This window comes from Escherichia sp. 93.1518, from assembly GCF_013368915.2.
Classification (GTDB): Bacteria; Pseudomonadota; Gammaproteobacteria; order Enterobacterales; family Enterobacteriaceae; genus Escherichia; species Escherichia ruysiae.
In genome coordinates, this window is the sequence record NZ_JABWMT020000006.1 from 142437 (window position 1) to 168667 (window position 26231).

The following is a 26231-nucleotide window of genomic DNA, read 5'->3' on the forward strand; positions in this document are numbered from 1 at the left end:
TTATTATGCCGCGCCCTGAAAACACTACAGTTATTCAGGGAAATTATTTCACCATTCATTCGATGATGATTTTTGAGGAATTATGGGCAACACTAAGTTGGCTAATCCGGCACCGCTGGGCCTGATGGGCTTCGGCATGACCACCATTCTGCTTAACCTGCACAACGTGGGTTATTTCGCCCTGGACGGTATTATTCTTGCTATGGGCATCTTCTACGGCGGCATCGCGCAAATTTTTGCCGGTCTGCTGGAGTACAAAAAAGGCAATACTTTCGGTTTAACCGCCTTTACCTCTTACGGTTCTTTCTGGCTGACGCTGGTTGCGATTCTGCTGATGCCGAAACTGGGTCTGACCGACGCGCCAAATGCGCAGTTCCTTGGTGTCTACCTGGGTCTGTGGGGCGTGTTTACGCTGTTTATGTTCTTCGGCACGCTGAAAGGCGCACGCGTTCTGCAATTCGTTTTCTTCAGCCTGACCGTGCTGTTTGCCCTGCTGGCTATCGGTAATATTGCCGGTAACGCTGCAATCATCCATTTCGCAGGCTGGATTGGCCTGATTTGCGGTGCCAGCGCAATCTATCTGGCGATGGGTGAAGTGCTGAACGAGCAGTTTGGTCGCACCGTTCTGCCGATTGGTGAATCCCACTAATTGTTTGAGATCCCCCCGTTCGGGGGGATTTTTTTATTCGCTCACTTCGCGTCTTGCACTCTTCGGTCTGAATGCAGCAACCACTTCTGGTGCCGTTTCAACGTATGGCCCTTCCAGCAACTGAATGCAGTACGGTACGCTGGCAAAAATACCGTGCACCACAACGTTACCCTCAGCGTCCTTCACACCTTCCAGCGTCTCTTTAATAGACTTCGGCTGACCGGGTAAGTTAAGGATCAGTGCCTGTTTACGAATCACGCCAACCTGACGCGAAAGGATCGCCGTCGGCACAAAATGCAGGCTAATCTGGCGCATCTGTTCACCAAAGCCCGGCATCTCGCGGTCAGCTACTGCCAGCGTTGCATCAGGCGTCACGTCACGGCGCGCCGGCCCAGTCCCTCCCGTAGTGAGTACCAGATGGCAACTCATTTCATCCACCAGCTCACACAGGGTTTGTTCAATGATCGCCTGCTCATCAGGGATTAAGCGGGTTTCCAGCTCAAATGGCGTTGTCAGTGCTGATGTCAGCCATTCTTCCAGTGCAGGGATGCCTTTATCCTGATAAACGCCGCTGGACGCGCGATCAGAGATGGAAACTAAGCCGATACGTAAAGTATTCATCAAGATTTTTCCGTTTAAACAGTCTCGTTAAACAGAATGATACACTGCGAAGGGAGTGACAGACAGGCTTCAGAAGAGGTAGCGTGACCGACTTCCCGGTCACGCTAAGAATGATTACAGCAGATCGCCGATCATTTTTTCCAGTTTTTCCTGGTCAACAGCAAACTTACGGATACCTTCCGCCAGTTTATCTACTGCCATTGGATCCTGGTTGTGCTGCCACAGGAACTCAGACTCGGTGATGCGCGCCGGACGCGCTTTCACTTCGCCGGTGTAAGACAGTTTACGTTCGATAGCCCCTTCGCTCTCAGCCAGCTCTTTCAGCAGTGCCGGTGCGATGGTCAGACGGTCGCAGCCTGCCAGTTCCAGAATTTCGCCGATATTACGGAAGCTTGCGCCCATAACCACGGTTTCATAACCGTGCTCTTTGTAGTACTGGTAGATTTCCGATACAGATACCACGCCCGGATCTTCTGCCGGAGCGTACTCTTTCTTATCGGTATTGGCTTTGTACCAATCCAGAATACGACCAACGAACGGAGAGATCAGGAACACGCCCGCTTCCGCACAAGCACGCGCCTGAGCGAAGGAGAACAGCAGAGTCAGGTTACAGTTGATACCTTCTTTTTCCAGCTGTTCAGCAGCACGGATACCCTGCCAGGTAGACGCCAGTTTGATCAGAATACGATCGTTGCTGATGCCCGCATCGTTGTAGAGTTTGATCAGGCGTTTTGCTTTCGCAATTGACGCTTCAGTGTCATAAGAAAGACGCGCATCAACTTCAGTGGAGATACGGCCAGGAACCAGTTTCAGGATTTCCAGACCAATGTTTACGGCCAGTTTGTCAGTCGCGTCCACGATTTGCTGTGCGCGATCGTTGCTCTGCTGTTTCGCCCATGCGACAGCATCATCAATCAACTTGCGGTATTCCGGAATCTGCGCTGCATTAAGAATGAGAGAAGGGTTGGTTGTGGCATCCTGCGGTTGATACAGCTTCATTGCCGCGATGTCCCCAGTGTCGGCCACTACAGTGGTGTACTGACGAAGGGAGGTCAATTTGTCCGTCATGATAGTATTTCTCTTTAAACAGCTTGTTAGGGGGATGTAACCGGTCTGCCCTGATGATATCACGACGCAACGACAGCGCAACCGCAGACGAGAGGGTTATAGCCAGGCGAGACTGTTTAGGTTTTCTGACACTGCGTTGATATCGCTCGCCATTTTTAAACAAAAACTCGAGTATGCTACCCAAGCGTTATCTACCAATGCACATCGTATATAATTCTTAATCAATTGGTAACGTTTACACAGGAATGTAACCGCGTGCCGGCGACAAGAGGGATACGAATGCCTGATTTTTTCTCTTTTATTAACAATGTCCTATGGGGATCAGTGATGATCTACCTGCTCTTCGGTGCAGGTTGCTGGTTCACTTTTCGCACCGGATTCGTTCAGTTTCGCTATATTCGCCAGTTTGGCAAAAGTCTCAAAAATAGCGTTCATCCCCAACCGGGTGGCTTAACCTCTTTTCAGTCACTGTGCACCAGCCTTGCCGCGCGCGTCGGCAGCGGTAACCTCGCAGGTGTTGCGTTGGCCATTACTGCCGGTGGACCCGGTGCTATCTTCTGGATGTGGATTGCCGCGTTTATCGGCATGGCGACCTCTTTTGCAGAATGTTCCCTTGCCCAGCTTTATAAAGAACGTGACGCTAATGGGCAGTTTCGCGGTGGTCCAGCATGGTATATGGCGCGTGGATTGGGGATGCGCTGGATGGGCGTGCTATTCGCTATCTTTTTGTTCATTGCCTACGGATTGATTTTCAGCGGTGTTCAGGCAAACGCCGTTGCCCGCGCGATGAATTTTGCGTTTGATGTTCCACCATTAGTAACTGGCATCATTCTCGCCGTCTTTACCCTGTTGGCGATAACCCACGGTATTCATGGCGTAGCCCGACTGATGCAATGGTTTGTCCCCGCGATGGCATTAATCTGGGTACTCGCCAGTCTGGTCATTTGTGCGATGAATATCGAGCAACTTCCTCACGTCATTTGGTCTATTTTTGAAAGCGCCTTTGGCTGGCAGGAAGCGGCAGGCGGCGCGGCAGGCTACACCCTGAGTCAGGCGGTTACAAACGGCTTTCAGCGCAGTATGTTTTCTAATGAGGCGGGAATGGGTTCGACACCAAACGCAGCGGCAGCAGCGGCATCCTGGCCGCCGCATCCGGCTGCGCAAGGCATTGTCCAGATGATCGGCATTTTCATCGACACCCTGGTCATCTGCACGGCGAGCGCCATGCTGATATTACTGGCCGGAAACGGTACAACCTATATGCCGCTGGAGGGTATACAACTTCTCCAGAAAGCGATGCGAGCACTAATGGGTTCCTGGGGAGCAGAGTTTGTCACAATAGTGGTAATTCTGTTTGCCTTCAGCTCCATCGTCGCCAATTACATTTATGCAGAAAATAACCTTTTCTTTTTACGCCTGAACAGCCCCAAAGCGATCTGGTGCCTGCGTATCTGCATCTTTACCACCGTGATTGGTGGCACGCTACTTAGCCTACCCATGATGTGGCAACTGGCTGATATTATTATGGCGTGTATGGCTATCACTAATCTGACCGCTATTTTGCTGCTCTCTCCGGTAGTGCATACCATTGCCAGTGATTATCTTCGCCAGCGTAAACTTGGTGTGCGTCCGGTGTTTGATCCACTGCGCTACCCGGATATCGACCAGCAACTCGCGCCTGATACGTGGGATGATGTTTCGCGGGACTAATCACAACTATCGATCAATTCATCCGCTTTTTTTGCTACAGTCGCTGTAAATTTCCTGCAAGGACTGGATATGCTGATTCTGATTTCACCTGCGAAAACGCTTGATTATCAAAGCCCGTTGGCTACCACGCGCTATACGTTGCCGGAGCTGTTAGATCACTCACAGCAGCTTATTCACGAAGCGCGGAAGCTGACGCCCCCGCAGATTAGCACGCTGATGCGCATCAGCGACAAACTGGCGGGTATCAACGCCGCTCGCTTTCATGACTGGCAGCCAGATTTCACGCCAGAAAATGCCCGACAGGCGATTCTGGCGTTCAAAGGCGATGTCTACACCGGTTTACAGGCCGAAACCTTCAGTGAAGACGATTTCGCTTTTGCCCAGCAGCATTTGCGTATGCTTTCCGGTTTGTATGGCGTATTGCGCCCGCTCGATTTAATGCAGCCATATCGTCTGGAGATGGGTATCCGTCTTGAAAACGCCCGAGGCAAAGATCTGTACCAATTCTGGGGTGATGTGATCACCAACAAGCTGAACGAGGCGCTCGAAGCGCAAGGCGATCAGGTAGTGATTAATCTGGCGTCAGATGAGTATTTTAAATCAGTGAAACCGAAGAAACTGAATGCTGAGATTATCAAGCCGGTGTTCCTCGATGAGAAGAACGGTAAGTTTAAGGTTATTAGCTTCTACGCTAAGAAAGCGCGTGGCCTGATGAGTCGTTTTATTATTGAAAATCGCCTGACCAAACCAGAGCAACTGACTGGTTTTAATAGTGAAGGTTACTTCTTCGATGAAGCCAGCTCCAGCAATGGCGAACTGGTGTTTAAACGCTACGAACTGCGTTAAGTGTGTGGTAAATGTCGGATGCGGCGTAAACGCCTTATCCGGTCTACAAAACATGTAGATTCAATATATTGTAGAGATCACGTAGGCCTGATAAGCGTAGCGCATCAGGCAATTTGGCGTTTGTCATCAGTCTCAAATGCCGGAGGTCATCCGGCATTTATATTTACCGATGGTGACTGTCCGGACCTGGACGATGATCGCCGCCGTGATCGTGTCGATGATCTCCACGGTGATCATTTCGATGATCATTATACCAATTATGACGCGGCGATCCGTGTGGGTGCCAGCGATTGTCTCGCCATTCATAATTTCGATACCACCAGTCACGGTCACGCCAGTAACCGCCATCCCAGTAGTAACCACGGTGGTCGCGATCGCCAATCTGTAATGTCACTGATGGTACTAGCATTATTTCCCCAGCCTGCGCTGCCATAGGAGCGACCAGAATCAGGGAAAGTGCGAGTAGGATAGGTTGCATCTTTTTCACAGGTGACTCCTTTTATCATTGCCAGTTATGGGCCGATATCAGGAGCTTACGGTAAAAGAATCCCCGTTGTCATTCTCTACAATTGAAAGAGCTAAGTTACCGCATTTATTGAAAATTTCTCCTTTTTTTCTGTCGATTTTTCTCATGTTTTCTCCATAAAAAAGCCGAACTGCATAAACGCAAGCCCGGCCATTTTCAGGAAATTAATGGATACTACTTATGATTCATCATCAGCTTGCGCAACGCGGCAAAATCGGCGGGCAGATAATGAGAAAGCAGCGGTAATTCAGCTCGTTCTGCCAGCTCTTTTGGCAGCGCCAGCGATTCACCGAGAATCGCTTCCACACTCTCTTTAAACTTCGCCGGATGTGCGGTGCCGAGGAACAGACCATATTCGCCTGGATGCAACTGGTCACGCAGCGCACGGTAAGCCACAGCAGCGTGCGGTTCTGAGGTATAGCCCAGCTCTTTTAACTCGCGCATCGTCTGTTGCGTGGTTTCATCATCCACCGCTGCATAACCCAGCTCTTTCAGTTGCCAGACTTTCCGGCGGAACAACTCTTCCACACGCGGCCAGTTATTCGGCTGGCTAACATCCATCGCATTGGATAACGTCGCCTGGGTGGCTTTTGGCGACCACTGCCCGTCGTGCAGGAAACGCGGCACTGTATCGTTCACGTTAGTGGCAGCGATAAAACGCTTCACCGGCAGACCGAGAGATTTCGCCAGCAGGCCTGCCGTCAAATCGCCGAAGTTACCGCTCGGCACCGAGACAACCAGCTGGTTGCGCGCTTCCTGCGGCAACTGCGCCACAGCTTCAAAGTAGTAGCAAATTTGTGCCAGCAAGCGGCTGATGTTAATGGAGTTAGCGGAGTTTAACCCCAGCGCCACTTTCAGTTCTTCATCATCAAACGCCTGCTTCACCAGAGCCTGACAGGCATCGAAATCGCCGTCGATGGCAACGGTTTCAATATTGCCGCCCAGCGTACAGAACAGCTTTTCTTGCAGGGGACTGATTTTGCCGCGCGGATAGAGGATAACCACTTTTACATTCGGTAAACCGTAGAAAGCGTGAGCCACTGCCGCCCCGGTATCGCCGGAGGTTGCAGTCAGAATGGTCACTGGCTTATCGCCCGCTATGTGGGTCAGCATTTGCGCCATAAAGCGACCGCCGAAATCTTTAAATGCCAGCGTTGGCCCGTGGAACAGTTCCAGACAACCGACATCGCTTTCAACTTTGGCAACCGGAGCCGGAAAGGCAAACGCCGCGCGAACGCGCTCTTCCAGTGCGTCCTGCGGGATTTCATCACCAATAAACGCCGAAAGGAGCTTCGCGCTACGGGTGACGAAATCCAGTTTCAGCATCTCATCAATTTCGGTCAGGCCGAATTCCGGCAGATCGTGCGGAAAAAACAGCCCCTGATTTTTGCCCAACCCCTGCGTTACGGCTTGCGCAAAGCTAACCTGCTCGTTGTGATCTTTCAGATTGTAGAGTTTCATTTATTTTTCCAGTACTCGTGCGCCCGCCGTATCCAGCCGGCAAATATGAACAAAACCTTCCTGATTTTGCAGATAGTTCTTACCCAACCAGTCGGCAACGCGCTGGGCGGTATCCGGCTTGTCACACAAAGCGAACAAGGTCGGACCGGAGCCAGAGATACCGCTCGCTACCGCGCCGATTTCCGCAACCGCCTGCCGCGCCTGCCTGAAACCTGGCAATAAACGTTCACGGTAGGGTTCAGCGATAACATCTTTCATCAGCTTCGCGGCAAGCTCAGGCTGACGGGAATAGCAGGCGTGAATGAAGCCTGCCAGATGTCGCCCGTGCGCAATGCAATCCTGGCGGCGATACTGCGCCGGTAAAATAGCCCGGGCTTCTGCCGTCGAGACTTTAATCCCCGGATACGCCAGCACCCACAGCCACTCATCAAACCCCGGCACTTGCTGGCTGATGATGCCATTTTCTTCGATCATCAACTGCATACCACCAAGAAAACACGGTGCCACGTTGTCATAATGAATGCTGCCAGAGATACGCCCTTCCAGCTCGCCCATCAAGGCCAGTAAGCGGGTATCATTGAGCGGCTTGCCGCAGTGTTCATTCATCGCTACCAGTGCCGCGACCACCGAACAGGCGCTGGAACCTAAGCCAGAACCGATCGGCATATTCTTTTCCAGGGTCATCGCCACTGGAATTTGCTTGCCCAATTCCTGGCAAAAACGCTCCCAGCACTGATAAACGATATTTTCTCGTGGCTCTGACGGTAGCTTGTCGGCAAACCGCCCAAGGTTGTTGAGACTGAATGTCTCTGCCGCATCAACCGTCACCACATCCCCAAGCAACTCGCCATCAACAGGCGTTACCGCCGCGCCGAGCACATCAAACCCAACGCTCATATTGGCACTGGAAGCCGGAGAATAAACTTTAACCATGTCAGACTCCTAACTTCCATGAGAGGGTGCGTAGCAAATCGGCAAAGACACCGGCAGCCGTAACGTCATTGCCCGCCCCATATCCGCGCAGAACCAACGGCAGCGGCTGATAATAGTGGCTATAGAAGGCCAGGGCATTTTCGCCATTTTTCACTTTGAACAGCGGATCGTTACCATCCACTTCAGCAATTTTCACGCGGCAGACGCCATCGTCATCAATATTGCCAACATAACGCAAAACTTTGCCCTCATCACGAGCCTTCGCCACGCGTGCGGCAAAGAGATCGTCGAGCTGTGACAGATTCGCCATAAAAGCTGCAACATCACCCTCTGCGTTAAACTCTGCGGGCAGCACAGGTTCGATCTCAATATCCGCTAATTCCAGTTCACGTCCAGTTTCACGGGCGAGAATCAACAGTTTGCGCGCCACATCCATACCAGAAAGATCATCACGCGGATCCGGCTCGGTATAGCCCATTTCCCGCGCCAGCGTGGTCGCCTCGGAGAAACTCATGCCTTCGTCTAACTTGCCGAAGATATAAGAAAGCGAACCTGAAAGAATGCCGGAGAACTTCATCAACTCATCACCTGCGTTGAGCAGGTTTTGCAGATTCTCAATGACCGGTAATCCCGCACCGACGTTGGTGTCATAGAGGAATTTACGCCGCGACTTTTCCGCCGCGTAACGCAACTGGTGGTAATAATCCATCGACGAGGTGTTGGCCTTTTTGTTCGGAGTCACCACGTGGAAACCTTCGCGGAGGAAGTCGGCATATTGATCCGCCACCGCCTGGCTGGAGGTGCAGTCAACAATAACCGGATTCAGCAGATGATATTCTTTCACCAGGCGAATTAAGCGCCCAAGGTTGAACGGCTCTTTAGCTTGCGCCAGTTCTTCCTGCCAGTTTTCCAGGTTAAGACCATGCACATTGGTCAGCAACGCCTTCGAGTTGGCAACGCCACAGACTCGTAAATCAATATGTTTACTCTTCAGCCAGCTTTGCTGACGCTTCAGTTGCTCCAGCAGCGCGCCGCCAACGCCACCGACGCCAATCACAAACACTTCGATAACCTGATCGGTATTGAACAGCATCTGATGAGTAACGCGCACGCCAGTGGTCGCATCATCGTTATTTACCACCACGGAGATTGAACGTTCAGAAGACCCTTGGGCAATGGCGACAATGTTGATATTAGCGCGAGCCAGCGCGGCAAAGAATTTCGCCGAGATCCCACGCAGCGTGCGCATACCATCGCCCACCACCGAGATAATAGCCAGCCGTTCTGTCACTGCCAGCGGCTCCAGTAAGCCTTCTTTCAGTTCAAGATAGAACTCTTCCTGCATTGCCCGTTCAGCTCGCACACAGTCGCTTTGTGGAACGCAGAAACTGATGCTGTATTCGGAAGACGATTGCGTAATCAGCACCACTGAAATGCGGGCGCGTGACATTGCTGCAAAGACGCGCGCCGCCATGCCGACCATCCCTTTCATTCCGGGACCAGAAACGCTGAACATCGCCATGTTATTCAGATTGGAAATACCCTTGACCGGTAATTCATCTTCATCACGGCTGGCACCAATGAGCGTCCCTGGCGCTTGTGGATTTCCGGTGTTTTTAATCAGGCAAGGGATCTGGAACTGAGCGATGGGGGTAATGGTGCGGGGGTGAAGAACTTTAGCGCCGAAATAGGAAAGCTCCATCGCTTCCTGATAGGACATCGACTTTAACAACCTCGCATCGGGCACCTGACGCGGGTCGCAGGTATAGACCCCGTCGACGTCCGTCCAGATTTCGCAACAATCGGCACGTAAACAGGCAGCCAGCACCGCAGCGGAGTAGTCGGAACCATTGCGTCCCAGCACCACCAGTTCGCCTTTTTCATTACCGGCGGTGAAGCCTGCCATCAGCACCATGTGGTCAGCCGGAATGCGGCTTGCAGCAATACGGCGGGTGGATTCAGCAATATCGACGGTAGATTCGAGGTAGTGACCGACAGCCAGCAGTTTTTCGACTGGATCGATAACGGTAACGTTGTGACCGCGCGCTTCCAGTACACCGGCCATAATGGCGATCGACATTTTTTCACCACGGCAGATCAACGCAGCGTTGATGCTGTCCGGGCACTGTCCCAACAGGCTGATACCATGCAGAACATGTTTGATTTGGGCAAATTCTTGATCGACGAAAGTTTTCAGTTGCGCCAGCGGAAAACCCGGCTGGGCGGCGGCGAGTCCCGTCAGAAGTTCGGCAAAAATACGTTCGGCATCGCTGATATTAGGCAAAGCATCCTGGCCGCTAATCGTTTTTTCAATCATCGCCACCAGATGGTTGGTTATTTTGGCGGGAGCAGAGAGGACTGTAGCCACCTGCCCCTGCCTGGCATTGCTTTCCAGAATATCGGCAACCCGCAGAAAACGTTCTGCATTTGCCACTGATGTACCGCCGAACTTCAACACTCGCATGGTTGTTACCTCGTTATCTTTGGTCGAAAAAAAAGCCCGCACTGTCAGGTGCGGGCTTTTTTCTGTGTTTCCTGTACGCGTCAGCCCGCACCGTTACCTGTGGTAATGGTGATGGTGGTGGTAATGGTGGTGCTGATGCGTTTCATGGATGTTGTGTACTCTGTAATTTTTATCTGTCTGTGCGCTATGCCTATATTGGTTAAAGTATTTAGTGACCTAAGTCAATAAAATTTTAATTTACTCACGGAAGGCAACCAGTTCATAAGCTGCTGGCAGGTACTCTTTTTTTAATCCACTCAGAGACAGATTTCCCGTTGCAGTCAGAATGAAAACCTAAAAACCACATGACGTGGCGTTTTTTATTTGGTGATATTTTTTTCAATATCATGCAACAAACGATGCAACATTGCGGTATCCCGTTGCTCTAAAAGCCCCAGACGTTGCTGTAACCAGTCAACCAGTTTTGTGTCATCTGCCACCGCTAACGTCGTTAACAACGACATGGCACGTTCGCGTAAAGCGCGCAGTTGATGTTGGTCTGCCGTTGCGTTACTTTTCGTCGGTTGTTGTATTAATGTTGCTAATTGATAGCAATAGACCATCACCGCCTGCCCCAGATTGAGCGAAGGGTAATCTGCCACCATTGGCACACCGGTAAGAATATCAGCCAGTGCCAGTTCCTCGTTGGTCAGCCCGGAATCTTCACGACCAAAGACCAGCGCCACGTGATTCATCCACGCCGATTTTTCTTCCAACAATGGCACCAGTTCCACCGGTGTCGCGTAGTAATGATATTTCGCCCGACTACGCGCTGTGGTGGCAACAGTGAAATCTACGTCATGTAACGATTCAGCCAGCGTTGAAAAAACTTTAATATTATCAATAATATCACCGGATCCATGTGCAACCCATCGGGTGGCTGGCTCCAGGTGTGCCTGACTATCGACAATCCGCAGTTCGCTAAAACCCATCGTTTTCATTGCCCGCGCTGCTGCCCCAATATTTTCTGCTCTGGCGGGTGCGACCAGAATAATCGTCAAACGCATGTTGCTACTCTTCTTGACCAAATAACCGCGAATAGAGTGATGAATGTCAACTTACTGCGCGGAGAGAATTTACAAAATATTAACGCAAGTCGCAGAAAAAGCCCTTTACTTAACTTAAAAAAAGCTAAACTATTTCTTGACTGTACTAACCGTTCAATTGTTAAAAAACGCTACATATCTTTCTGTTTACTTAGGATAATTTTATAAAAAATAAATCTCGACAATTGGATTCACCACGTTTATTAGTTGTAGGATGCAACTAGTTGGATTATTAAAATAATGTGACGAAAGCTAGCATTTAGATACGATGATTTCATCAAACTGTTAACGTGCTACAATTGAACTTGATATATGTCAACGAAGCGTAGTTTTATTGGGTGTCCGGCACGTCTTAGCCTGTTATGTCGCTGTTAAAATGGTTAGGATGACAGCCGTTTTTGACACTGTCGGGTCCTGAGGGAAAGTACCCACGACCAAGCTAATGATGTTGTTGACGTTGATGGAAAGTGCATCAAGAACGCAATTACGTACTTTAGTCATGTTACGCCGATCATGTTAATTTGCAGCATGTATCAGGCAGGTCAGGGACTTTTGTACTTCCTGTTTCGATTTAGTTGGCAATTTAGGTAGCAAACATGCAGACCCCGCACATTCTTATCGTTGAAGACGAGTTGGTAACACGCAACACGTTGAAAAGTATTTTCGAAGCGGAAGGCTATGATGTTTTCGAAGCGACAGATGGCGCGGAAATGCATCAGATCCTCTCTGAATATGACATCAACCTGGTGATCATGGATATCAATCTGCCGGGTAAGAACGGTCTTCTGTTAGCGCGTGAACTGCGCGAGCAGGCGAATGTTGCGTTGATGTTCCTGACTGGCCGTGACAACGAAGTCGATAAAATTCTCGGCCTCGAAATCGGTGCAGACGATTACATCACCAAACCGTTCAACCCACGTGAACTGACTATTCGTGCACGCAACCTGCTGTCCCGTACCATGAATCTGGGTACTGTCAGCGAAGAACGTCGTAGCGTTGAAAGCTACAAGTTCAATGGTTGGGAACTGGACATCAACAGCCGTTCGTTGATCGGCCCTGATGGCGAGCAGTACAAACTGCCGCGCAGCGAGTTCCGCGCCATGCTTCACTTCTGTGAAAACCCAGGCAAAATTCAGTCTCGTGCTGAACTGCTGAAGAAAATGACCGGCCGTGAGCTGAAGCCGCACGACCGTACTGTAGACGTGACAATCCGTCGTATTCGTAAGCATTTCGAATCTACGCCGGATACGCCGGAAATCATCGCCACCATTCACGGTGAAGGTTATCGCTTCTGCGGTGATCTGGAAGATTAATCGGCTTACCACCGTCAAAAAAACGGCGCTTTTTAGCGCCGTTTTTATTTTTCAACATTATTTCCAGATACGTAACTCATCGTCCATTGTGGCTTCTTTGCTGGTTTTCATTTTCGGCAGTGAAAACGCATACCAGTCGATATTACGTGTCACAAACATCATGCCTGCCAGCGCCACCACCAGCACACTGGTTCCCAACAACAGCGCGCTATCGGCAGAATTCAGCAGTCCCCACATCACGCCATCCAGCAACAACAGCGCGAGGGTAAACAACATGCTGTTGCGCCAGCCTTTTAATACTGCCTGCAAGTAAATACCGTTCATTAACGCCCCAATCAGACTGGCGATTATCCAGGCCACGGTAAAACCGGTATGTTCAGAAAGCGCCAGCAAGAGCAAATAAAACATCACCAATGACAGCCCTACCAGCAAATATTGCATCGGGTGTAAACGCTTTGCCGTTAATGTTTCAAAAACAAAGAAAGCCATAAAAGTTAGCGAGATCAGCAAAATGGCGTACTTGGTCGCCCGATCCGTTAATTGATACTGATCGGCTGGCGTAGTGACTGCGACGCTAAACGCCGGGAAATTTTCCCAGCCGCTATCATTGCCTGAAGCAAAACGCTCACCGAGATTATTAGCAAACCAGCTACTTTGCCATTGCGCCTGAAAACCGGACGCACTTATTTCCCGTTTAGCTGGCAAAAAATCGCCTAAAAAACTGGGGTGCGGCCAGTTGCTGGTTAAGGTCATCTCGCTATTACGTCCCGTCGGAACCACAGAAAAATCACCAGTACCGCTTAAATTCAGCGCCATATTCAGCTTCAGGTTCTGCTTCAGCCAGTCTCCTTCGGGTAAAGGGATATGCACGCCCTGCCCGCCTCGCTCTAACCCGGTGCCGGGTTCAATAGTCAACGCCGTTCCGTTAAGTTCAGGCGATTTCACCACGCCAATGCCACGCGCGTCACCAACGCTAATCACGATAAACGGCTTGCCTAAGGTGATATTTGGCGCATTAAGTTCGCTAAGACGCGAAACGTCAAAATCGGCTTTCAGCGTTAAATCACTGTGCCAGACCTGGCCGGAATAAATCCCTATCTTGCGTTCTTCCACATTCTGATTGCCATTAACCATCAACGACTCCGGTAACCAGAAACGGATAAAACTCCGCTTGCGCTCCACAGTTTTATCCTCTTCCTGCACCGTATAAAGCTCGGTCACAGGAATAGCGATAAGCGGCCCAACCAACTTTTGTGGCCCGCTGGTGCTTTGACGAATTGCATCTTCAACATCGCTACGGTAATCGGCACGTTCGACAATCACCTGCCGAATCAACATTAATGGAATTAACAACAGCAACACCGCGCCAAACAAAGTGGTCATTTTCCAGAACAGGGGGGATTTCAACATAGTCTTCTCCTTTACAATGGCGGCAGTGTATGAAGGCTATGTGGGAAGAATTTGAAGTTATGTGAAGTGACGGTGAAGCCGAAGCGAGGCCTGCACACCGCCTTCCGGCATGTTGTGCAGCGTGACTTCGCCATTGAGCAAACGGGCAACTTCGCTGACAAACGCCAGCCCCAGACCACTGCTTTTTTGCCCATTTGCACGTGGCAAAGAGTAAAAACGTTCAAAAATGCGCGGCAGCGCGTAGTCAGGAATGCCACTGCCGGTATCCTGCACCTTAAGCGTGACTTGCTCCTGATCTGCCACAGCACTAAGCGTTATGCAGCCATGATCGGGAGTGAAATCGATGGCGTTATCCAGTAAATTCCCCAGCGCCTGCTCCAGTAACGCAGGTTCAGCAGCAACGTTAACCTCAATGGGCATAACATGCAGAGTGATATTTTTTTCTGCCAGCTGCACGGTGCGCGCTTCGCTGATGCGGTTACATAATGCCGCTACATCAACCGCAGAAAGAACCACTTCCTGGCGATTCTCCAGTCTTGCCTGGCGTAATAACGTTTCAACCAGCGCCTGCATTCGCGCATTTTGCGTCAAAATATTATCGGTAAAGCGAGCCACTACTTCCGGCGGTGGGCCTTCACGTAAAATTTCCGCCGCGCCACGAATCGCCGCCAGTGGGCTTTTTAGCTCATGGGTTAATGCGTAAACATACTGCTCAATATAGTTTTTCCCTTCCAGCTTCACGCGCATACTTTCCAGCGCCTGCGCTAACTTACGCAGCTCGCTACTGCCGAGTTCAGGGAGAGGAACGGGCTTATTGTCGGTAACGGAATCAGCATAGCGGGTGAGCCGGGCAATGGAGCGGTTGATCCACCAAACCATTCCCGCGCCAATCACCAGCGCAATCCCCAACAAAATGGTACTCGCCCATAAAATTCGCCGCTCACTGCGTTTAATGACCGGCGCCATCGCTGCGTTCGGTTTGCCTACGCTCAAAACACCAATTAGCCGCGAACCGTCCATAATCGGCGCGGCAACATACATTACAGAACTTTCGGGATCGGCAGGATTTTGCAACGTGCTACGCGCGCCATACTGACCACGCAACGTTAACCAGACATCATTCCAGCGGGAATAATCCTGCCCCACGGCTTTATTTGCCGAATCGAACAATACTTTGCCCTGCGCATCGGTCATATAGACATGGTATTCATTGCGCACTTTGTTAATGCCGCCGATATTGGCGCGAAACGGGCGATTTTGTAGCTGGTTAAACGCCTGCGCCAGTTGTCCATGCTCGGGGTCACCAGAGAGCAAATCGGGACGCGCCAGCTCCGCCAGCAACGTTGCGGTGTCGATCAGCGTCCCTTCCGTCGCCCTTCGCACGCCCGGTTTAACTTCTTTGACAAAAATTGCCAGTACGAACCAGGCCGCCACCGCCACCAGTAAAAAATAGCCCAGCAACAGGCGCATCCCGATGCGCATTACAGGCTCCTCAGACTGTATCCCATTCCGCGATGAGTATTAATCGGCGAAAGGTCGGGATTTATAGCGCGCAGTTTGGCGCGCAGCGTTTTGATGTGAGTATCGACGGTGCGATCGTAAGTGTCCTGTGCATCTTCCCAGACGCTATCCATCAATTGCTGGCGTGACCAGACACGGCCTGGCGACTTGAGTAACGTTTTCAACAACAAAAATTCGTACCGCGTCAGCGTTAATGGCGTGTCAAACCAGCTTATCTGCGCCGCAGGTTCATTCAGTTCAAAATGACCAATACGGATGACGGGAGACGGCGTAGAAAACTTCTTCACCCGACGCAGTAAGGTGCGCACTCTGGCGCACACTTCGCGGGGTGAAAATGGTTTAGCCACGTAGTCGTCAGCGCCAATCTCCAGCCCAAGCAGGCGATCCACCTCTTCACTACGGGCGGTCAGAAACAGTACGGGCAATGCAGGATGCAGCGCCAGCAACTGGCGACACAGTTCGAAACCGCTAATATCGGGCAGGCCGATATCGAGAATGATAACGTCAGGAACCTGCAGGCGCGCTTTATCCAGCGCCGGTAAGCCCCGTTCAAAGAATTCGACGGCAAAACCTTCCTGCTGCAACATGTAGACCAGCGTGTCAGCTATCCCTTGCTCGTCTTCCACTAACCAGACCGTTTCCCGTTGCATAAATCGCCTCTGTTATTGTCGCCACGGCATGACAGGAACGGCGCTGATGGCATTTTTCGGTGAACCATCAACAACTTTGTCGGAGTAAGCCAGGTAAGCGAGCGCGTTGCGTTTGGCGTCATAGAAACGCACGACCTGTAACGACTTAAAGACCAGAGAAGTCCGTTTTTTGAACACGACTTCACCCTGAGCTTTGCCGTTTTTAATGCGATCCGACAGTTCAATCGCCCCTACCTGCTGGCAGGAAATGGCCGCATCGGAAGTATCTTCCGCCAGACCTAATCCTCCTTTAATACCGCCGGTTTTCGCCCGACTCACATAACAGGTGACGTTTTTCACATCGGGATCGTCAAAGGCTTCTACGACAATTTTGTGATCCGGGCCGATCATTTTAAATACGGTGTCGACCGAACCAATTTCTTCCGCATGTGCCAATGGCCCCAGCATTATCAGGCTTAAGGACAAGATCAAATGCTTGTATTTCATATTGTTACCATTTTTATAAGTTACACTGAGCAATTAGTTCGTCACGATAAATAACATATTGATTAAGAACAAAATCTCAATTCTTTTATCTCCGTCAAGACCTAAAACATACTCTGCTAAGAAAAAAACACTGAATGCTAAAACAGCAAAAAATGCTATTATCCAATTACCTGATGTCAGGTGCTCGTTGTTGAAAGGATGAGGATATTTTATGGATCAGGCCGGCATTATTCGCGACCTTTTAATCTGGCTGGAAGGTCATCTGGATCAGCCCCTGTCGCTCGACAATGTAGCGGCGAAAGCAGGTTATTCCAAGTGGCACTTACAGAGAATGTTTAAAGATGTCACTGGCCATGCTATTGGCGCGTATATTCGTGCTCGTCGTTTGTCGAAATCGGCGGTCGCACTACGCCTGACTGCGCGTCCGATTCTGGATATCGCGCTGCAATACCGCTTCGACTCTCAACAGACATTTACCCGCGCATTCAAGAAGCAGTTTGCCCAGACTCCCGCACTTTACCGCCGTTCTCCTGAATGGAGCGCCTTTGGTATTCGCCCGCCGCTACGTCTGGGTGAATTTACCATGCCAGAGCACAAATTTGTCACCCTGGAAGATACGCCGCTGATTGGTGTTACCCAGAGCTACTCCTGCTCGCTGGAGCAAATCTCTGATTTCCGCCATGAAATGCGCTACCAGTTCTGGCACGATTTTCTCGGTAACTCGCCAACCATTCCGCCAGTGCTTTACGGTTTGAACGAAACGCGTCCAAGCCAGGATAAAGACGACGAGCAAGAAGTGTTTTACACCACGGCTCTGGCTCGGGATCAAGCCGACGGCTATGTACTGACCGGGCATCCGGTGCTGTTGCAGGGCGGCGACTATGTGATGTTTACCTACGAAGGTCTGGGAACCGGCGTGCAGGAGTTTATTCTGACGGTATACGGAACCTGTATGCCGATGCTCAACCTGACTCGCCGTAAAGGCCAGGATATTGAGCGATACTACCCGGCAGAAGATGCCAAAGCGGGAGATCGCCCAATTAATCTGCGCTGCGAGCTGCTTATTCCGATACGTCGTTAACGCTGTAGCTCGTCTAATGCAGGGGCGTCCAGATGCGAGATGTCCCCTGCTGTTTCAACGACCCAGCCAGATGCCAGCCACAGGCTTTCCTGATAATCCACGCGCGAAATAGAACAGTTACGCAGACGTAAGCGTCGTTCTGCCCATGCAGGTAAGCCCAGAATGGTACTCACCAGGCATCCCAGCGCGATACCGTGGCTCACCAGCAGCGGTCGACTTCCCGGTGGTAAATCCCGACAAGATTCCAGTGCTGCGTTAACGCGATCGCTAAGTTCCTGCATCGACTCGCCTTCAGGAATACGCCCGTCAACGGTGCCATTGACGAGCTGACGACGCCAGTTCTCTTCTTCTTCAGTCAGAGAGTCAATATGTCTTTTCTCCAGCACGCCCATATTTAACTCACGCAAGCGGGAATCAAAGATGATGTCACAACCACAAGCCTGGGCGATGATTTCCGCCGTACGCCGGGTGCGGCCTAAATCACTACTGATGATATGCGTAATGCCAAGCTCTTTGGCACGGTTCGCCACCTGCATTGCCTGTTGCTCACCTTTTGCAGTCAGCGGGCTGTCAGACTGGCCCTGAATACGTCGCTCGGCGTTCCACTGGGTTTCACCGTGGCGGACAAGGTATACCTGTAACATGCTTTTTTTCCGTATACTGCTTTAACGTTAATTTTGTGAGTAATCCTGATTATGCACCATGTTGTCTGTGCGACCACCAATCCCGCTAAAATTCAGGCCATTCTGCAGGCATTTCACGAGATCTTCGGCGAAGGATCCTGCCACATTGAGTCCGTTGCCGTCGAGAGCGGCGTACCGGAACAGCCCTTTGGCAGTGAGGAAACGCGTGCTGGCGCACGAAATCGGGTAGCAAATTCCCGTCATTTACGCCCAGAGGCTGATTTTTGGGTAGCGATTGAAGCGGGTATTGATGGTGACAGCACCTTCAGTTGGGTGGTGATTGAAAACGCCAGCCAGCGTGGTGAAGCGCGTTCAGCAACTTTGCCGTTGCCTGCGGTGATTCTGGAGAAAGTGCGTGAAGGTGAGGCGCTTGGCCCCGTGATGTCGCGCTATACCGGCATTGATGAGATTGGTCGTAAAGAAGGAGCAATCGGCGTGTTTACCGCCGGGAAACTCACCCGCACCAGCGTCTATCACCAGGCGGTGATCCTGGCGCTGAGTCCGTTTCATAATGCGGTGTATCAGCCATTGTAGGACGGAGAAGGCGTTCACGCCGCATCCGGCATTCGGTGCACGATGCCTGATAAGACGCTGGCGCGTCTTATCAGGCCTACAAAATCAATCGCTTTTCAGCAGCACTTCTTCCAGCCACTGGCGCAACTCGACGGGTGCGGCTTTCAGGCTGTTCGATCCACGAGTAATGGTCGCAATGCCCGCGCCGAGTTCGTTTTTTAACTCACGCTGGCTCATTTCACCGCGCAACAACTCTTCTACGATACGCACGCGAGTCCCCAACGCTTCGCGCTCATCCGGCGTCAGCATCAGGTTTAACAGCGGTAAATGGAGATCGTTTTCGTAGGCATTCTTAAGCAGGTCAACAAAACGTAACCACTCCTGGTGACGCTGTTCTGCCATCGCTGCTGAATAGGGTGATTGTTGAGCCATAGTGTGTCGCCATTGTTAGCGGGGGAAGCAAAATGCCTCCCCCGGTTGTACTCGCAAAAGAGTACGATAGCATATCATAAACGGGCGGTTCAGTAACGACGCCCCCATTCTGTGGCGCTCAAAAGCATCGGTTTATCGCCCATGAAATAGCGATAATACGCGTCATAAGCCAGCACGTTCTTCACATAACCGCGCGTCTCGGAGAACGGAATACTCTCGACAAATGCCACAGCGTCGATACGTCCGGCGCTGTTGCCAAGCCAGGTGCGTACCCGTCCTGGTCCAGCGTTATAGGCTGCCGATGAGAAAATGCGGTTATTACCAAACTGCTGATAAACATATTGCAGGTAACTGGTGCCAATGTTGATGTTCGTTTCCGGATCCAGCAATTGTCCTGGGCTGCTGTAACCTGGAATTGAGAACATTTTCACCGTATGGGTCGCTGTGCCCGGCATAATCTGCATCAGACCGCTGGCGCCTACCGGCGACTTCACTTTCGGATTCCAGGCGCTCTCCTGGCGAGCAATCGCCATTGCATAGCTTTGCGGGATATCTTTGCCACTGGTGTAGCGTTTGAAAAGATCGTTGTAGGCCAGCGGGAATCGCTCTTCCAGATGATCCCACAGTTTCCCGGCGATCGTCGCCTGAACGCTAAGATCCCACCATTGGTTGTTGAAAGCATACCGCGCCAGCTGTGCCTGCTCTGTTTTTGACTTGCTCTTCACCAGATTGGCCCACTCGCTACGCGCGGTGTTATCGAGATTCCAGTACATCAACTCGCGCACGCGCGCCATCTCCGGCCCCTGAGTCAGAGCACTGTCGATATTCTGCGGCGCTTTATCAATCTTCAGCTCATACTCTTCGCCGATCCGCTGTGCAGCAACCATCGGGTAGAAACCACGCTGTTGCATGAGTTGATGCAAAATCTCTTTTGCTTCCGCTTCACGACCGCGTTCCAGCAGTAAATCCGCTTGCCAGTAGCGCCATTCATCTTTCTCTTTCGCTTCCATCGGCAAGCGTGCCAGCCAGGTATTCAGGCCAGAACGGTCGCCAGTGCCAAGCGCCATCCGCACGCGTCGTTCAATTAACGACGTGGATTGCGAACGCATAATGGCGTCATCGCGCCATTTCGCCTGCTCGTCGGTGACGTCATTGCCCATCAGACGCCAAGCGACGATATCGCGTAGCTCCTGAATCTGCTCTTCATTAAGCTGCTGCGCCTGGGCAAGCGACGGGATCAGCAGCCGTGCGTTTTCTGCATCCTGGCGCGCCACGCTGGCAAACGCCACCGCTGCCATCTGGCGGGTAAAATCAGTCGCTCCGGTAGTACGTGCGAAGGTCAGTACCGTATTAGGGTTGTTCGCCAGTGAAATAATCGCCGAGGCGATAGTTTGATAATCGGCAGGCATCTGCCCTGCGAGTACTGTCACCAATCCGGTATTGCCCGCTTTCATCGCCAGGCGGATACGCTCTAAATAAGCCAGTGGTTCTTGCTTACCGGACGCGCGCCAGACGCTAAACAACTTATCGCAAGCGTTAGGCTGGCTCTTGCCGGTTAGCCACAGCTCTTTCGCCCCTTGCCAGGCTTCTTCACTCTGCCCGGTGTTCCATTTTGCATAGTAGTAATTACATTGCGCTTCGGTAGTCCCTGGTTTTTCCGGGCTAAAAGCTAACAAGCCACGCCAGTCTTCACGCCGCGCCAGTTCATTGACGAAACGAGATTGTAGTGCGCGAGCCGGAGGAAGCGTTGGGTTAGCACGAACAAAGTTAGTGACCGTGACCGCCGGTTGATTCATCAGATCATCGGTGATCTGGCGGTATTCCAGGTAGGGATAAAGTGGATAATCCTTCAGGGATGGCATCATTTGTTCGACCACGTCCATTTGTCGATTATCCCAGGCCTGCTTGATTTGCGCGTAACGGCTACGCTGCTCATCCAGTGAGTCGGCTCGCGCCACGCTGCTGACCGTCAGCAGACAGACACCGGCAGCCAACAGCCGCCAGGTAACTTGTTTGGCTTTTTCCACAAGCGCATCCTCTAAGTGTAAATACATCAATGCAGCGTCATGCCGCCTAATAGATTTATGCTAACCAGTCATTGCCGTTTGCGCCACGTTATGGACACTTTTTTACTTTTATCGGGAGGGTGATCGACCGGCTGGGATTAGATAAGGAAACAGGCTACACTTCGCCTTTGAAAACTCATCATCACGATAAACATAGAGGCGAAGTCCAACGTGGCTCAATTCGTTTATACCATGCATCGTGTCGGCAAAGTTGTTCCGCCGAAACGTCATATTTTGAAAAACATCTCTCTGAGTTTCTTCCCTGGGGCAAAAATCGGCGTCCTGGGTCTGAACGGCGCCGGTAAGTCCACCCTGCTGCGCATTATGGCGGGCATCGATAAAGATATCGAAGGTGAAGCGCGTCCGCAGCCGGATATCAAGATTGGTTATCTGCCGCAGGAACCGCAGCTGAACCCGGAACACACCGTGCGTGAGTCCATTGAAGAAGCGGTCTCTGAAGTGGTTAACGCCCTGAAACGTCTGGATGAAGTGTATGCGTTATACGCCGATCCGGATGCCGATTTTGACAAGCTGGCCGCTGAACAGGGTCGTCTGGAAGAGATCATTCAGGCTCACGACGGTCATAACCTGAATGTGCAACTGGAGCGTGCGGCGGATGCGCTGCGTCTGCCAGACTGGGAGGCGAAAATCGCTAACCTCTCCGGTGGTGAGCGTCGTCGCGTGGCGTTGTGCCGCCTGCTGCTGGAAAAACCAGACATGCTGCTGCTCGACGAACCAACTAACCACCTGGATGCCGAATCCGTAGCGTGGCTGGAACGCTTCCTGCACGACTTCGAAGGCACCGTTGTGGCGATTACCCACGACCGTTACTTCCTCGATAACGTTGCGGGCTGGATCCTCGAACTTGACCGTGGCGAAGGTATTCCGTGGGAAGGTAACTACTCCTCCTGGCTGGAGCAGAAAGATCAGCGTCTGGCGCAGGAAGCTTCGCAAGAAGCAGCACGTCGTAAGTCGATTGAAAAAGAGCTGGAGTGGGTACGTCAGGGGACTAAAGGCCGTCAGTCGAAAGGTAAAGCACGTCTGGCGCGCTTTGAAGAGCTGAACAACACCGAATACCAGAAACGTAACGAAACCAACGAACTGTTTATTCCACCTGGACCGCGTCTGGGCGATAAAGTGTTGGAAGTCAGCAACCTGCGTAAATCCTACGGCGATCGCCTGCTGATTGACTCCCTGAGCTTCTCGATCCCGAAAGGGGCAATCGTCGGGATCATCGGGCCGAACGGTGCGGGTAAATCGACCCTGTTCCGTATGATCTCTGGTCAGGAACAGCCGGACAGCGGCACCATCACTTTAGGTGAAACGGTGAAACTGGCATCTGTTGATCAGTTCCGTGACTCAATGGATAACAGCAAAACCGTATGGGAAGAAGTTTCCGGCGGGCTGGATATCATGAAGATCGGTAACACCGAGATGCCGAGCCGTGCTTACGTAGGCCGCTTTAACTTTAAAGGGGTTGATCAGGGTAAACGCGTTGGCGAACTTTCCGGCGGTGAGCGCGGTCGTCTGCATCTGGCGAAGCTGCTGCAGGTTGGCGGCAACATGCTGCTGCTCGACGAACCGACCAACGACCTGGATATCGAAACCCTGCGCGCGCTGGAAAACGCCCTGCTGGAGTTCCCGGGCTGCGCGATGGTTATCTCGCACGACCGTTGGTTCCTCGACCGTATCGCGACGCACATTCTGGATTATCAGGATGAAGGTAAAGTTGAGTTCTTCGAAGGTAACTTTACCGAGTACGAAGAGTATAAGAAACGCACGCTGGGCGCAGACGCGCTGGAGCCGAAGCGTATCAAGTACAAGCGTATTGCGAAGTAATTTGTAAGATGCCGGATGCGGCGTGAACGCCTTATCCGGCCTACAAGCTCAGCGATTTCAATACGTTGCGAAACAGTAGGCCTGATAAGACGCGTCAGCGTCGCATCAGGCATTGGACTCCGAATGCCTGATGCGGCGTGAACGCCTTATCCGGCCTACAAGCCCAGTTATTTCAATAGGTTGCAAAACAGCAGGCCTGATAAGACGCGTCAGCGTCGCATCAGGCATTGGGTCTTAACCCTGCTCCCCCATCATCTCCCGCACCAACTCCACGCAGCGCAGGAAACGGCTGTCGTAATCGTCCTCTTCAACCCGCACAAATTCGATATTGTTCTCTTCCAGCATCTCCACCAGCAAGTTCTGGAACTCTTTACGATCCACCGAACTGCCGAGGCTGCGTAAACCATCCGCCACCCACGGAGTATTGTTCTCCAGCAGGATCACCAGATCAAAACGGTATTCATCGATCAGCGCCTGCACGAACGGATGCTCACGCCCTTCGTACTTTTTGCAGAACGCCTGAGTTGTCACAAAATCAGTGTCGATAAACGCCACTTTATTGGCATATTTCACTGCGAAATCAATATATTGTGCGTGCCCCAGTGCAATTTTATCGTAGTCGGAATACTGCAACGCTATCTCATCGCCACCGAGGTGCGAAAAGACATAATCACGACCAAACTCCCACGCACTGGTGGTGTTGAAGATATTGGCGAGTTTATTTACCAGGGTGGATTTACCGCTCGACTCGCCGCCGAGGATCGCCACGGTACGCACAAAGAACGGTTTCACTTCGGTGGGAATATATTCCCAGTAGCGGAACGGGTTTTCACGGATCTGCGCTCCGCTGATACTCATAAAGGTGCGTTTCGGATCGACAAGCACCGTTTCGATCCCCAGATGCTCCAGGTACTGTGGTGCGTCGGTCTCTTCCGAGGTGTAGATCAGATCCGGCTGAATGCCTTTTTCGGCCATAAAATTTTTGATGCCGTTGCTCCACACGTCCCAGCCGTGCGGATACGGCTCCATGCCCTCTTCGTTGAAGGCATGAATACGGATATTTTTCTGATATTTAAAGGTTTGCAATAACCAGCGCAGACGATCCGGCACCGTTGGCTGCTGCGACATGGCGCTGTCTTCAAACAACGCGCGGTCGCGGGTATCGTCAAAGCCCATAATGATATGCAGCTCGTCAACCTGGCTACAGGCGCGCTGGATAAGGTAGATATGTCCGGTATGCAGCGGGTAGAACTTACCGAATACGACACCAATGGTTTTCTTCTGCCGGGGAAATTCAAGCCCCAAAAAACGGTGCAACGCCTCCAGCTTTTGTGCGCTGGGGCTTTTGATTTTGGCATTCAGTAACTGGCTTAAATACCCTTTGGTCATACCGCTGGCATCAGCAACCTGCTGTAACGTGCAGCCTTGTTGCTTAATAGCGGTTTTCAGGTAATCAAATGACGACATATCTCCCTCCGTATCTCTCATTATAAGTCGTCGAACACGCTAAGCGCGTCGGAGAGTTTTTTAACGCCAAAAATCTGCATCCCTTCCGGCGCTTTTTTCGGCACGTTGGCCGCCGGAACAATCGCCCGGCGAAAACCGTGTTTCGCCGCTTCAGAGATTCGTTCCTGACCGCTGGGCACCGGGCGGATCTCCCCTGCCAGCCCCACTTCGCCAAACACCACCAGATCCTGCGGCAGCGGCCTGTCGCGCAGGCTGGAAACCATCGCCAGCAGTAACGCTAAGTCGGCGCTGGTTTCCGTTACCTTCACGCCGCCGACCACGTTCACAAAGACATCCTGATCAGCCATTTGCAGACCGCCGTGACGGTGCAGCACCGCCAGCAGGATCGCCAGACGGTTTTGTTCCAGCCCGACCGCCACGCGGCGTGGGTTCGCCATCATCGAGTGATCGACCAGCGCCTGAATCTCCACCAGCAGCGGGCGCGTCCCTTCCCATACCACCATCACTGAACTGCCAGAGGTCACTTCATCGCCACGGCTTAAGAAGATTGCCGAAGGATTGCTGACTTCACGCAGTCCCTGTTCGGTCATCGCGAATACGCCCAGCTCATTCACCGCGCCGAAGCGGTTTTTATGGCTGCGTAAGGTGCGAAAACGGGAGTCGGCGTCGCCGTCCAGCAGCACCGAACAGTCAATACAGTGTTCCAGCACTTTCGGACCAGCCAGCGAGCCATCTTTGGTTACGTGCCCGACCATGACAATCGCCACGCCGCGCGTTTTAGCGAATCGTGTCAGATAAGCCGCTGTTTCACGCACCTGCGCCACGCTGCCAGGCGAAGACTGAACATCCGCCATATGCATCACCTGGATGGAGTCAATTACCATCAGCTTCGGTTGCTCTTCTTCGGCAATCAGGCAGATCTGCTCGATGCTGGTTTCCGACAACATATTGAGATTGTCAGTCGGTAGGCCGAGACGATGAGCGCGCATTGCCACCTGTTGCAGCGACTCTTCGCCAGTGACATACAGCGTTTTCATCTGCTGGGCCAGTTTGCACAGCGTTTGCAGTAGCAGCGTGGATTTCCCCGCACCTGGGTTACCGCCAATCAGAATGGCGCTTCCCGGCACTACCCCGCCGCCTAATACGCGGTCGAACTCTTTAAATCCGGTGGAAAAACGCGGCAGCTCTTCAAGGCTGATATCGGAGAGTTTCTGGACTTTTGCCACTCCGGCACTACCGGCATAGCCACTGAGACGCTCGTTACGCGCCACCGTTGGCGACGCAGCAAGACGCACCTCGGTGATGGTGTTCCAGGCATGACAGGCGCTGCACTGCCCCTGCCAGCGCGGATAATCTGCCCCGCATTCATTACAAACAAAGGCGCGTTTTGGAGCTTTTGCCACGGTG

The 26231-nt window shown here is 51.9% G+C and carries 25 protein-coding genes and 1 other annotated feature; of the genes, 7 read left to right on the forward strand and 18 right to left on the reverse strand.

The genetic code is table 11. The features are described 5' to 3' along the window. Positions 1-82 precede the first annotated feature (82 nt). Positions 83-649 carry an acetate uptake transporter gene (gene satP / locus HEN21_RS06570; RefSeq protein WP_000528538.1) on the forward strand — a complete coding sequence of 189 codons (567 nt, stop codon included), beginning with the start codon at positions 83-85 and terminating at the stop codon, positions 647-649. Positions 650-682: 33 nt separating this feature from the next. Here the strand turns inward: satP and mog are convergent, their stop codons facing one another. Together mog and tal are read right to left on the reverse strand one after the other, a co-directional pair. Further along, a complete protein-coding gene (mog, locus tag HEN21_RS06575) occupies positions 683-1270 on the reverse strand; it encodes a molybdopterin adenylyltransferase (RefSeq protein ID WP_001094685.1) in 588 nt (195 codons plus the stop codon). Between the two features lie 114 nt (positions 1271-1384). Beyond that, a complete protein-coding gene (gene tal, locus HEN21_RS06580) occupies positions 1385-2338 on the reverse strand; it encodes a transaldolase (RefSeq protein ID WP_000130187.1) in 954 nt (317 codons plus the stop codon). A 279-nt stretch (positions 2339-2617) separates the two neighbouring features. Between tal and HEN21_RS06585 the strand changes: the two genes are divergently transcribed. Both HEN21_RS06585 and yaaA read left to right on the forward strand, forming a co-directional pair. Then, positions 2618-4048, forward strand: a complete 1431-nt coding sequence (locus tag HEN21_RS06585; RefSeq protein ID WP_176252552.1) for an alanine/glycine:cation symporter family protein — start codon at positions 2618-2620, stop codon at positions 4046-4048. Between the two features lie 69 nt (positions 4049-4117). Beyond that, positions 4118-4894 (forward strand): peroxide stress protein YaaA, encoded by a 777-nt coding sequence (gene yaaA, locus HEN21_RS06590; RefSeq protein WP_176252553.1) that lies wholly within the window; start codon positions 4118-4120, stop codon positions 4892-4894. 163 nt (positions 4895-5057) lie between these two features. Here yaaA and HEN21_RS06595 read toward each other — a convergent pair whose 3' ends face one another. The 7 genes from HEN21_RS06595 to yjjY form a co-directional block, all read right to left on the reverse strand. Further along, positions 5058-5372, reverse strand: a complete 315-nt coding sequence (locus HEN21_RS06595; protein ID WP_194309646.1) for a DUF2502 domain-containing protein — start codon at positions 5370-5372, stop codon at positions 5058-5060. Positions 5373-5594: 222 nt separating this feature from the next. Then, positions 5595-6881, reverse strand: a complete 1287-nt coding sequence (gene thrC, locus HEN21_RS06600) for a threonine synthase (RefSeq protein ID WP_176252554.1) — start codon at positions 6879-6881, stop codon at positions 5595-5597. Continuing rightward, positions 6882-7814 (reverse strand): homoserine kinase, encoded by a 933-nt coding sequence (gene thrB, locus HEN21_RS06605; RefSeq protein ID WP_176252555.1) that lies wholly within the window; start codon positions 7812-7814, stop codon positions 6882-6884. A 1-nt stretch (position 7815) separates the two neighbouring features. Then, positions 7816-10278, reverse strand: coding sequence for a bifunctional aspartate kinase/homoserine dehydrogenase I (gene thrA, locus HEN21_RS06610; RefSeq protein WP_001264717.1), 2463 nt, complete (start codon positions 10276-10278; stop codon positions 7816-7818). Positions 10279-10303: 25 nt separating this feature from the next. Next, positions 10304-10423, reverse strand: a sequence feature (Thr leader region). Beyond that, the gene (thrL, locus tag HEN21_RS06615; protein WP_001386572.1) at positions 10359-10424 is read right to left on the reverse strand and encodes a thr operon leader peptide; all 66 of its coding nucleotides are present in this window, start codon (positions 10422-10424) and stop codon (positions 10359-10361) included. It overlaps the preceding feature by 65 nt. Positions 10425-10637: 213 nt before the next feature. Continuing rightward, positions 10638-11324, reverse strand: coding sequence for a tRNA/rRNA methyltransferase (locus HEN21_RS06620; protein ID WP_105285263.1), 687 nt, complete (start codon positions 11322-11324; stop codon positions 10638-10640). 399 nt (positions 11325-11723) lie between these two features. Further along, on the reverse strand, positions 11724-11864 hold the full coding sequence (gene yjjY / locus HEN21_RS06625; RefSeq protein ID WP_001303782.1) for a YjjY family protein: 141 nt from the start codon (positions 11862-11864) through the stop codon (positions 11724-11726). Between the two features lie 95 nt (positions 11865-11959). On the opposite strand from yjjY, the gene arcA reads away from it, so the two are divergent. After that, the gene (gene arcA, locus HEN21_RS06630) at positions 11960-12676 is read left to right on the forward strand and encodes a two-component system response regulator ArcA (RefSeq protein WP_001194358.1); all 717 of its coding nucleotides are present in this window, start codon (positions 11960-11962) and stop codon (positions 12674-12676) included. Between the two features lie 57 nt (positions 12677-12733). On the opposite strand, the gene creD is transcribed toward arcA, so the two are convergent. From creD to creA, 4 genes are read right to left on the reverse strand one after another with little or no spacing between them, the layout of a single operon-like run. Further along, complete coding sequence (gene creD, locus HEN21_RS06635; RefSeq protein ID WP_176252556.1) at positions 12734-14086, reverse strand: cell envelope integrity protein CreD; 1353 nt, start codon at positions 14084-14086, stop codon at positions 12734-12736. 57 nt (positions 14087-14143) lie between these two features. Continuing rightward, positions 14144-15568, reverse strand: a complete 1425-nt coding sequence (gene creC / locus HEN21_RS06640) for a two-component system sensor histidine kinase CreC (RefSeq protein WP_176252557.1) — start codon at positions 15566-15568, stop codon at positions 14144-14146. Continuing rightward, complete coding sequence (gene creB, locus HEN21_RS06645; protein ID WP_176252558.1) at positions 15568-16257, reverse strand: two-component system response regulator CreB; 690 nt, start codon at positions 16255-16257, stop codon at positions 15568-15570. Before creB ends, creC begins: the two co-directional genes overlap by 1 nt. A gap of 12 nt (positions 16258-16269) precedes the next feature. Then, complete coding sequence (creA, locus tag HEN21_RS06650) at positions 16270-16743, reverse strand: protein CreA (protein ID WP_176252559.1); 474 nt, start codon at positions 16741-16743, stop codon at positions 16270-16272. 211 nt (positions 16744-16954) lie between these two features. On the opposite strand from creA, the gene robA reads away from it, so the two are divergent. Further along, a complete protein-coding gene (robA, locus tag HEN21_RS06655) occupies positions 16955-17824 on the forward strand; it encodes an MDR efflux pump AcrAB transcriptional activator RobA (RefSeq protein ID WP_000371672.1) in 870 nt (289 codons plus the stop codon). Here robA and gpmB read toward each other — a convergent pair. Further along, complete coding sequence (gene gpmB, locus HEN21_RS06660; protein WP_000942335.1) at positions 17821-18468, reverse strand: 2,3-diphosphoglycerate-dependent phosphoglycerate mutase GpmB; 648 nt, start codon at positions 18466-18468, stop codon at positions 17821-17823. The two genes, robA and gpmB, sit on opposite strands and share 4 nt — an antisense overlap. 51 nt (positions 18469-18519) lie before the next feature. Between gpmB and yjjX the strand changes: the two genes are divergently transcribed. After that, positions 18520-19041: an inosine/xanthosine triphosphatase gene (gene yjjX / locus HEN21_RS06665; protein ID WP_000546620.1), complete on the forward strand. Its 522-nt coding sequence runs from the start codon at positions 18520-18522 to the stop codon at positions 19039-19041. An 84-nt stretch (positions 19042-19125) separates the two neighbouring features. On the opposite strand, the gene trpR is transcribed toward yjjX, so the two are convergent. Both trpR and sltY read right to left on the reverse strand, forming a co-directional pair. Then, complete coding sequence (trpR, locus tag HEN21_RS06670; protein ID WP_000068670.1) at positions 19126-19452, reverse strand: trp operon repressor; 327 nt, start codon at positions 19450-19452, stop codon at positions 19126-19128. An 89-nt stretch (positions 19453-19541) separates the two neighbouring features. After that, positions 19542-21479, reverse strand: a complete 1938-nt coding sequence (gene sltY, locus HEN21_RS06675) for a murein transglycosylase (protein WP_176252560.1) — start codon at positions 21477-21479, stop codon at positions 19542-19544. Positions 21480-21689: 210 nt separating this feature from the next. Here sltY and ettA point away from each other — a divergent pair, with 210 nt between their 5' ends. Beyond that, positions 21690-23357: an energy-dependent translational throttle protein EttA gene (ettA, locus tag HEN21_RS06680; RefSeq protein WP_000046760.1), complete on the forward strand. Its 1668-nt coding sequence runs from the start codon at positions 21690-21692 to the stop codon at positions 23355-23357. A gap of 234 nt (positions 23358-23591) precedes the next feature. Here the strand turns inward: ettA and nadR are convergent, their stop codons facing one another. Both nadR and radA read right to left on the reverse strand, forming a co-directional pair. Beyond that, complete coding sequence (nadR, locus tag HEN21_RS06685) at positions 23592-24824, reverse strand: multifunctional transcriptional regulator/nicotinamide-nucleotide adenylyltransferase/ribosylnicotinamide kinase NadR (RefSeq protein WP_000093822.1); 1233 nt, start codon at positions 24822-24824, stop codon at positions 23592-23594. Positions 24825-24844: 20 nt separating this feature from the next. Next, a complete protein-coding gene (gene radA / locus HEN21_RS06690) occupies positions 24845-26227 on the reverse strand; it encodes a DNA repair protein RadA (protein WP_001029698.1) in 1383 nt (460 codons plus the stop codon). Positions 26228-26231 lie beyond the last annotated feature (4 nt).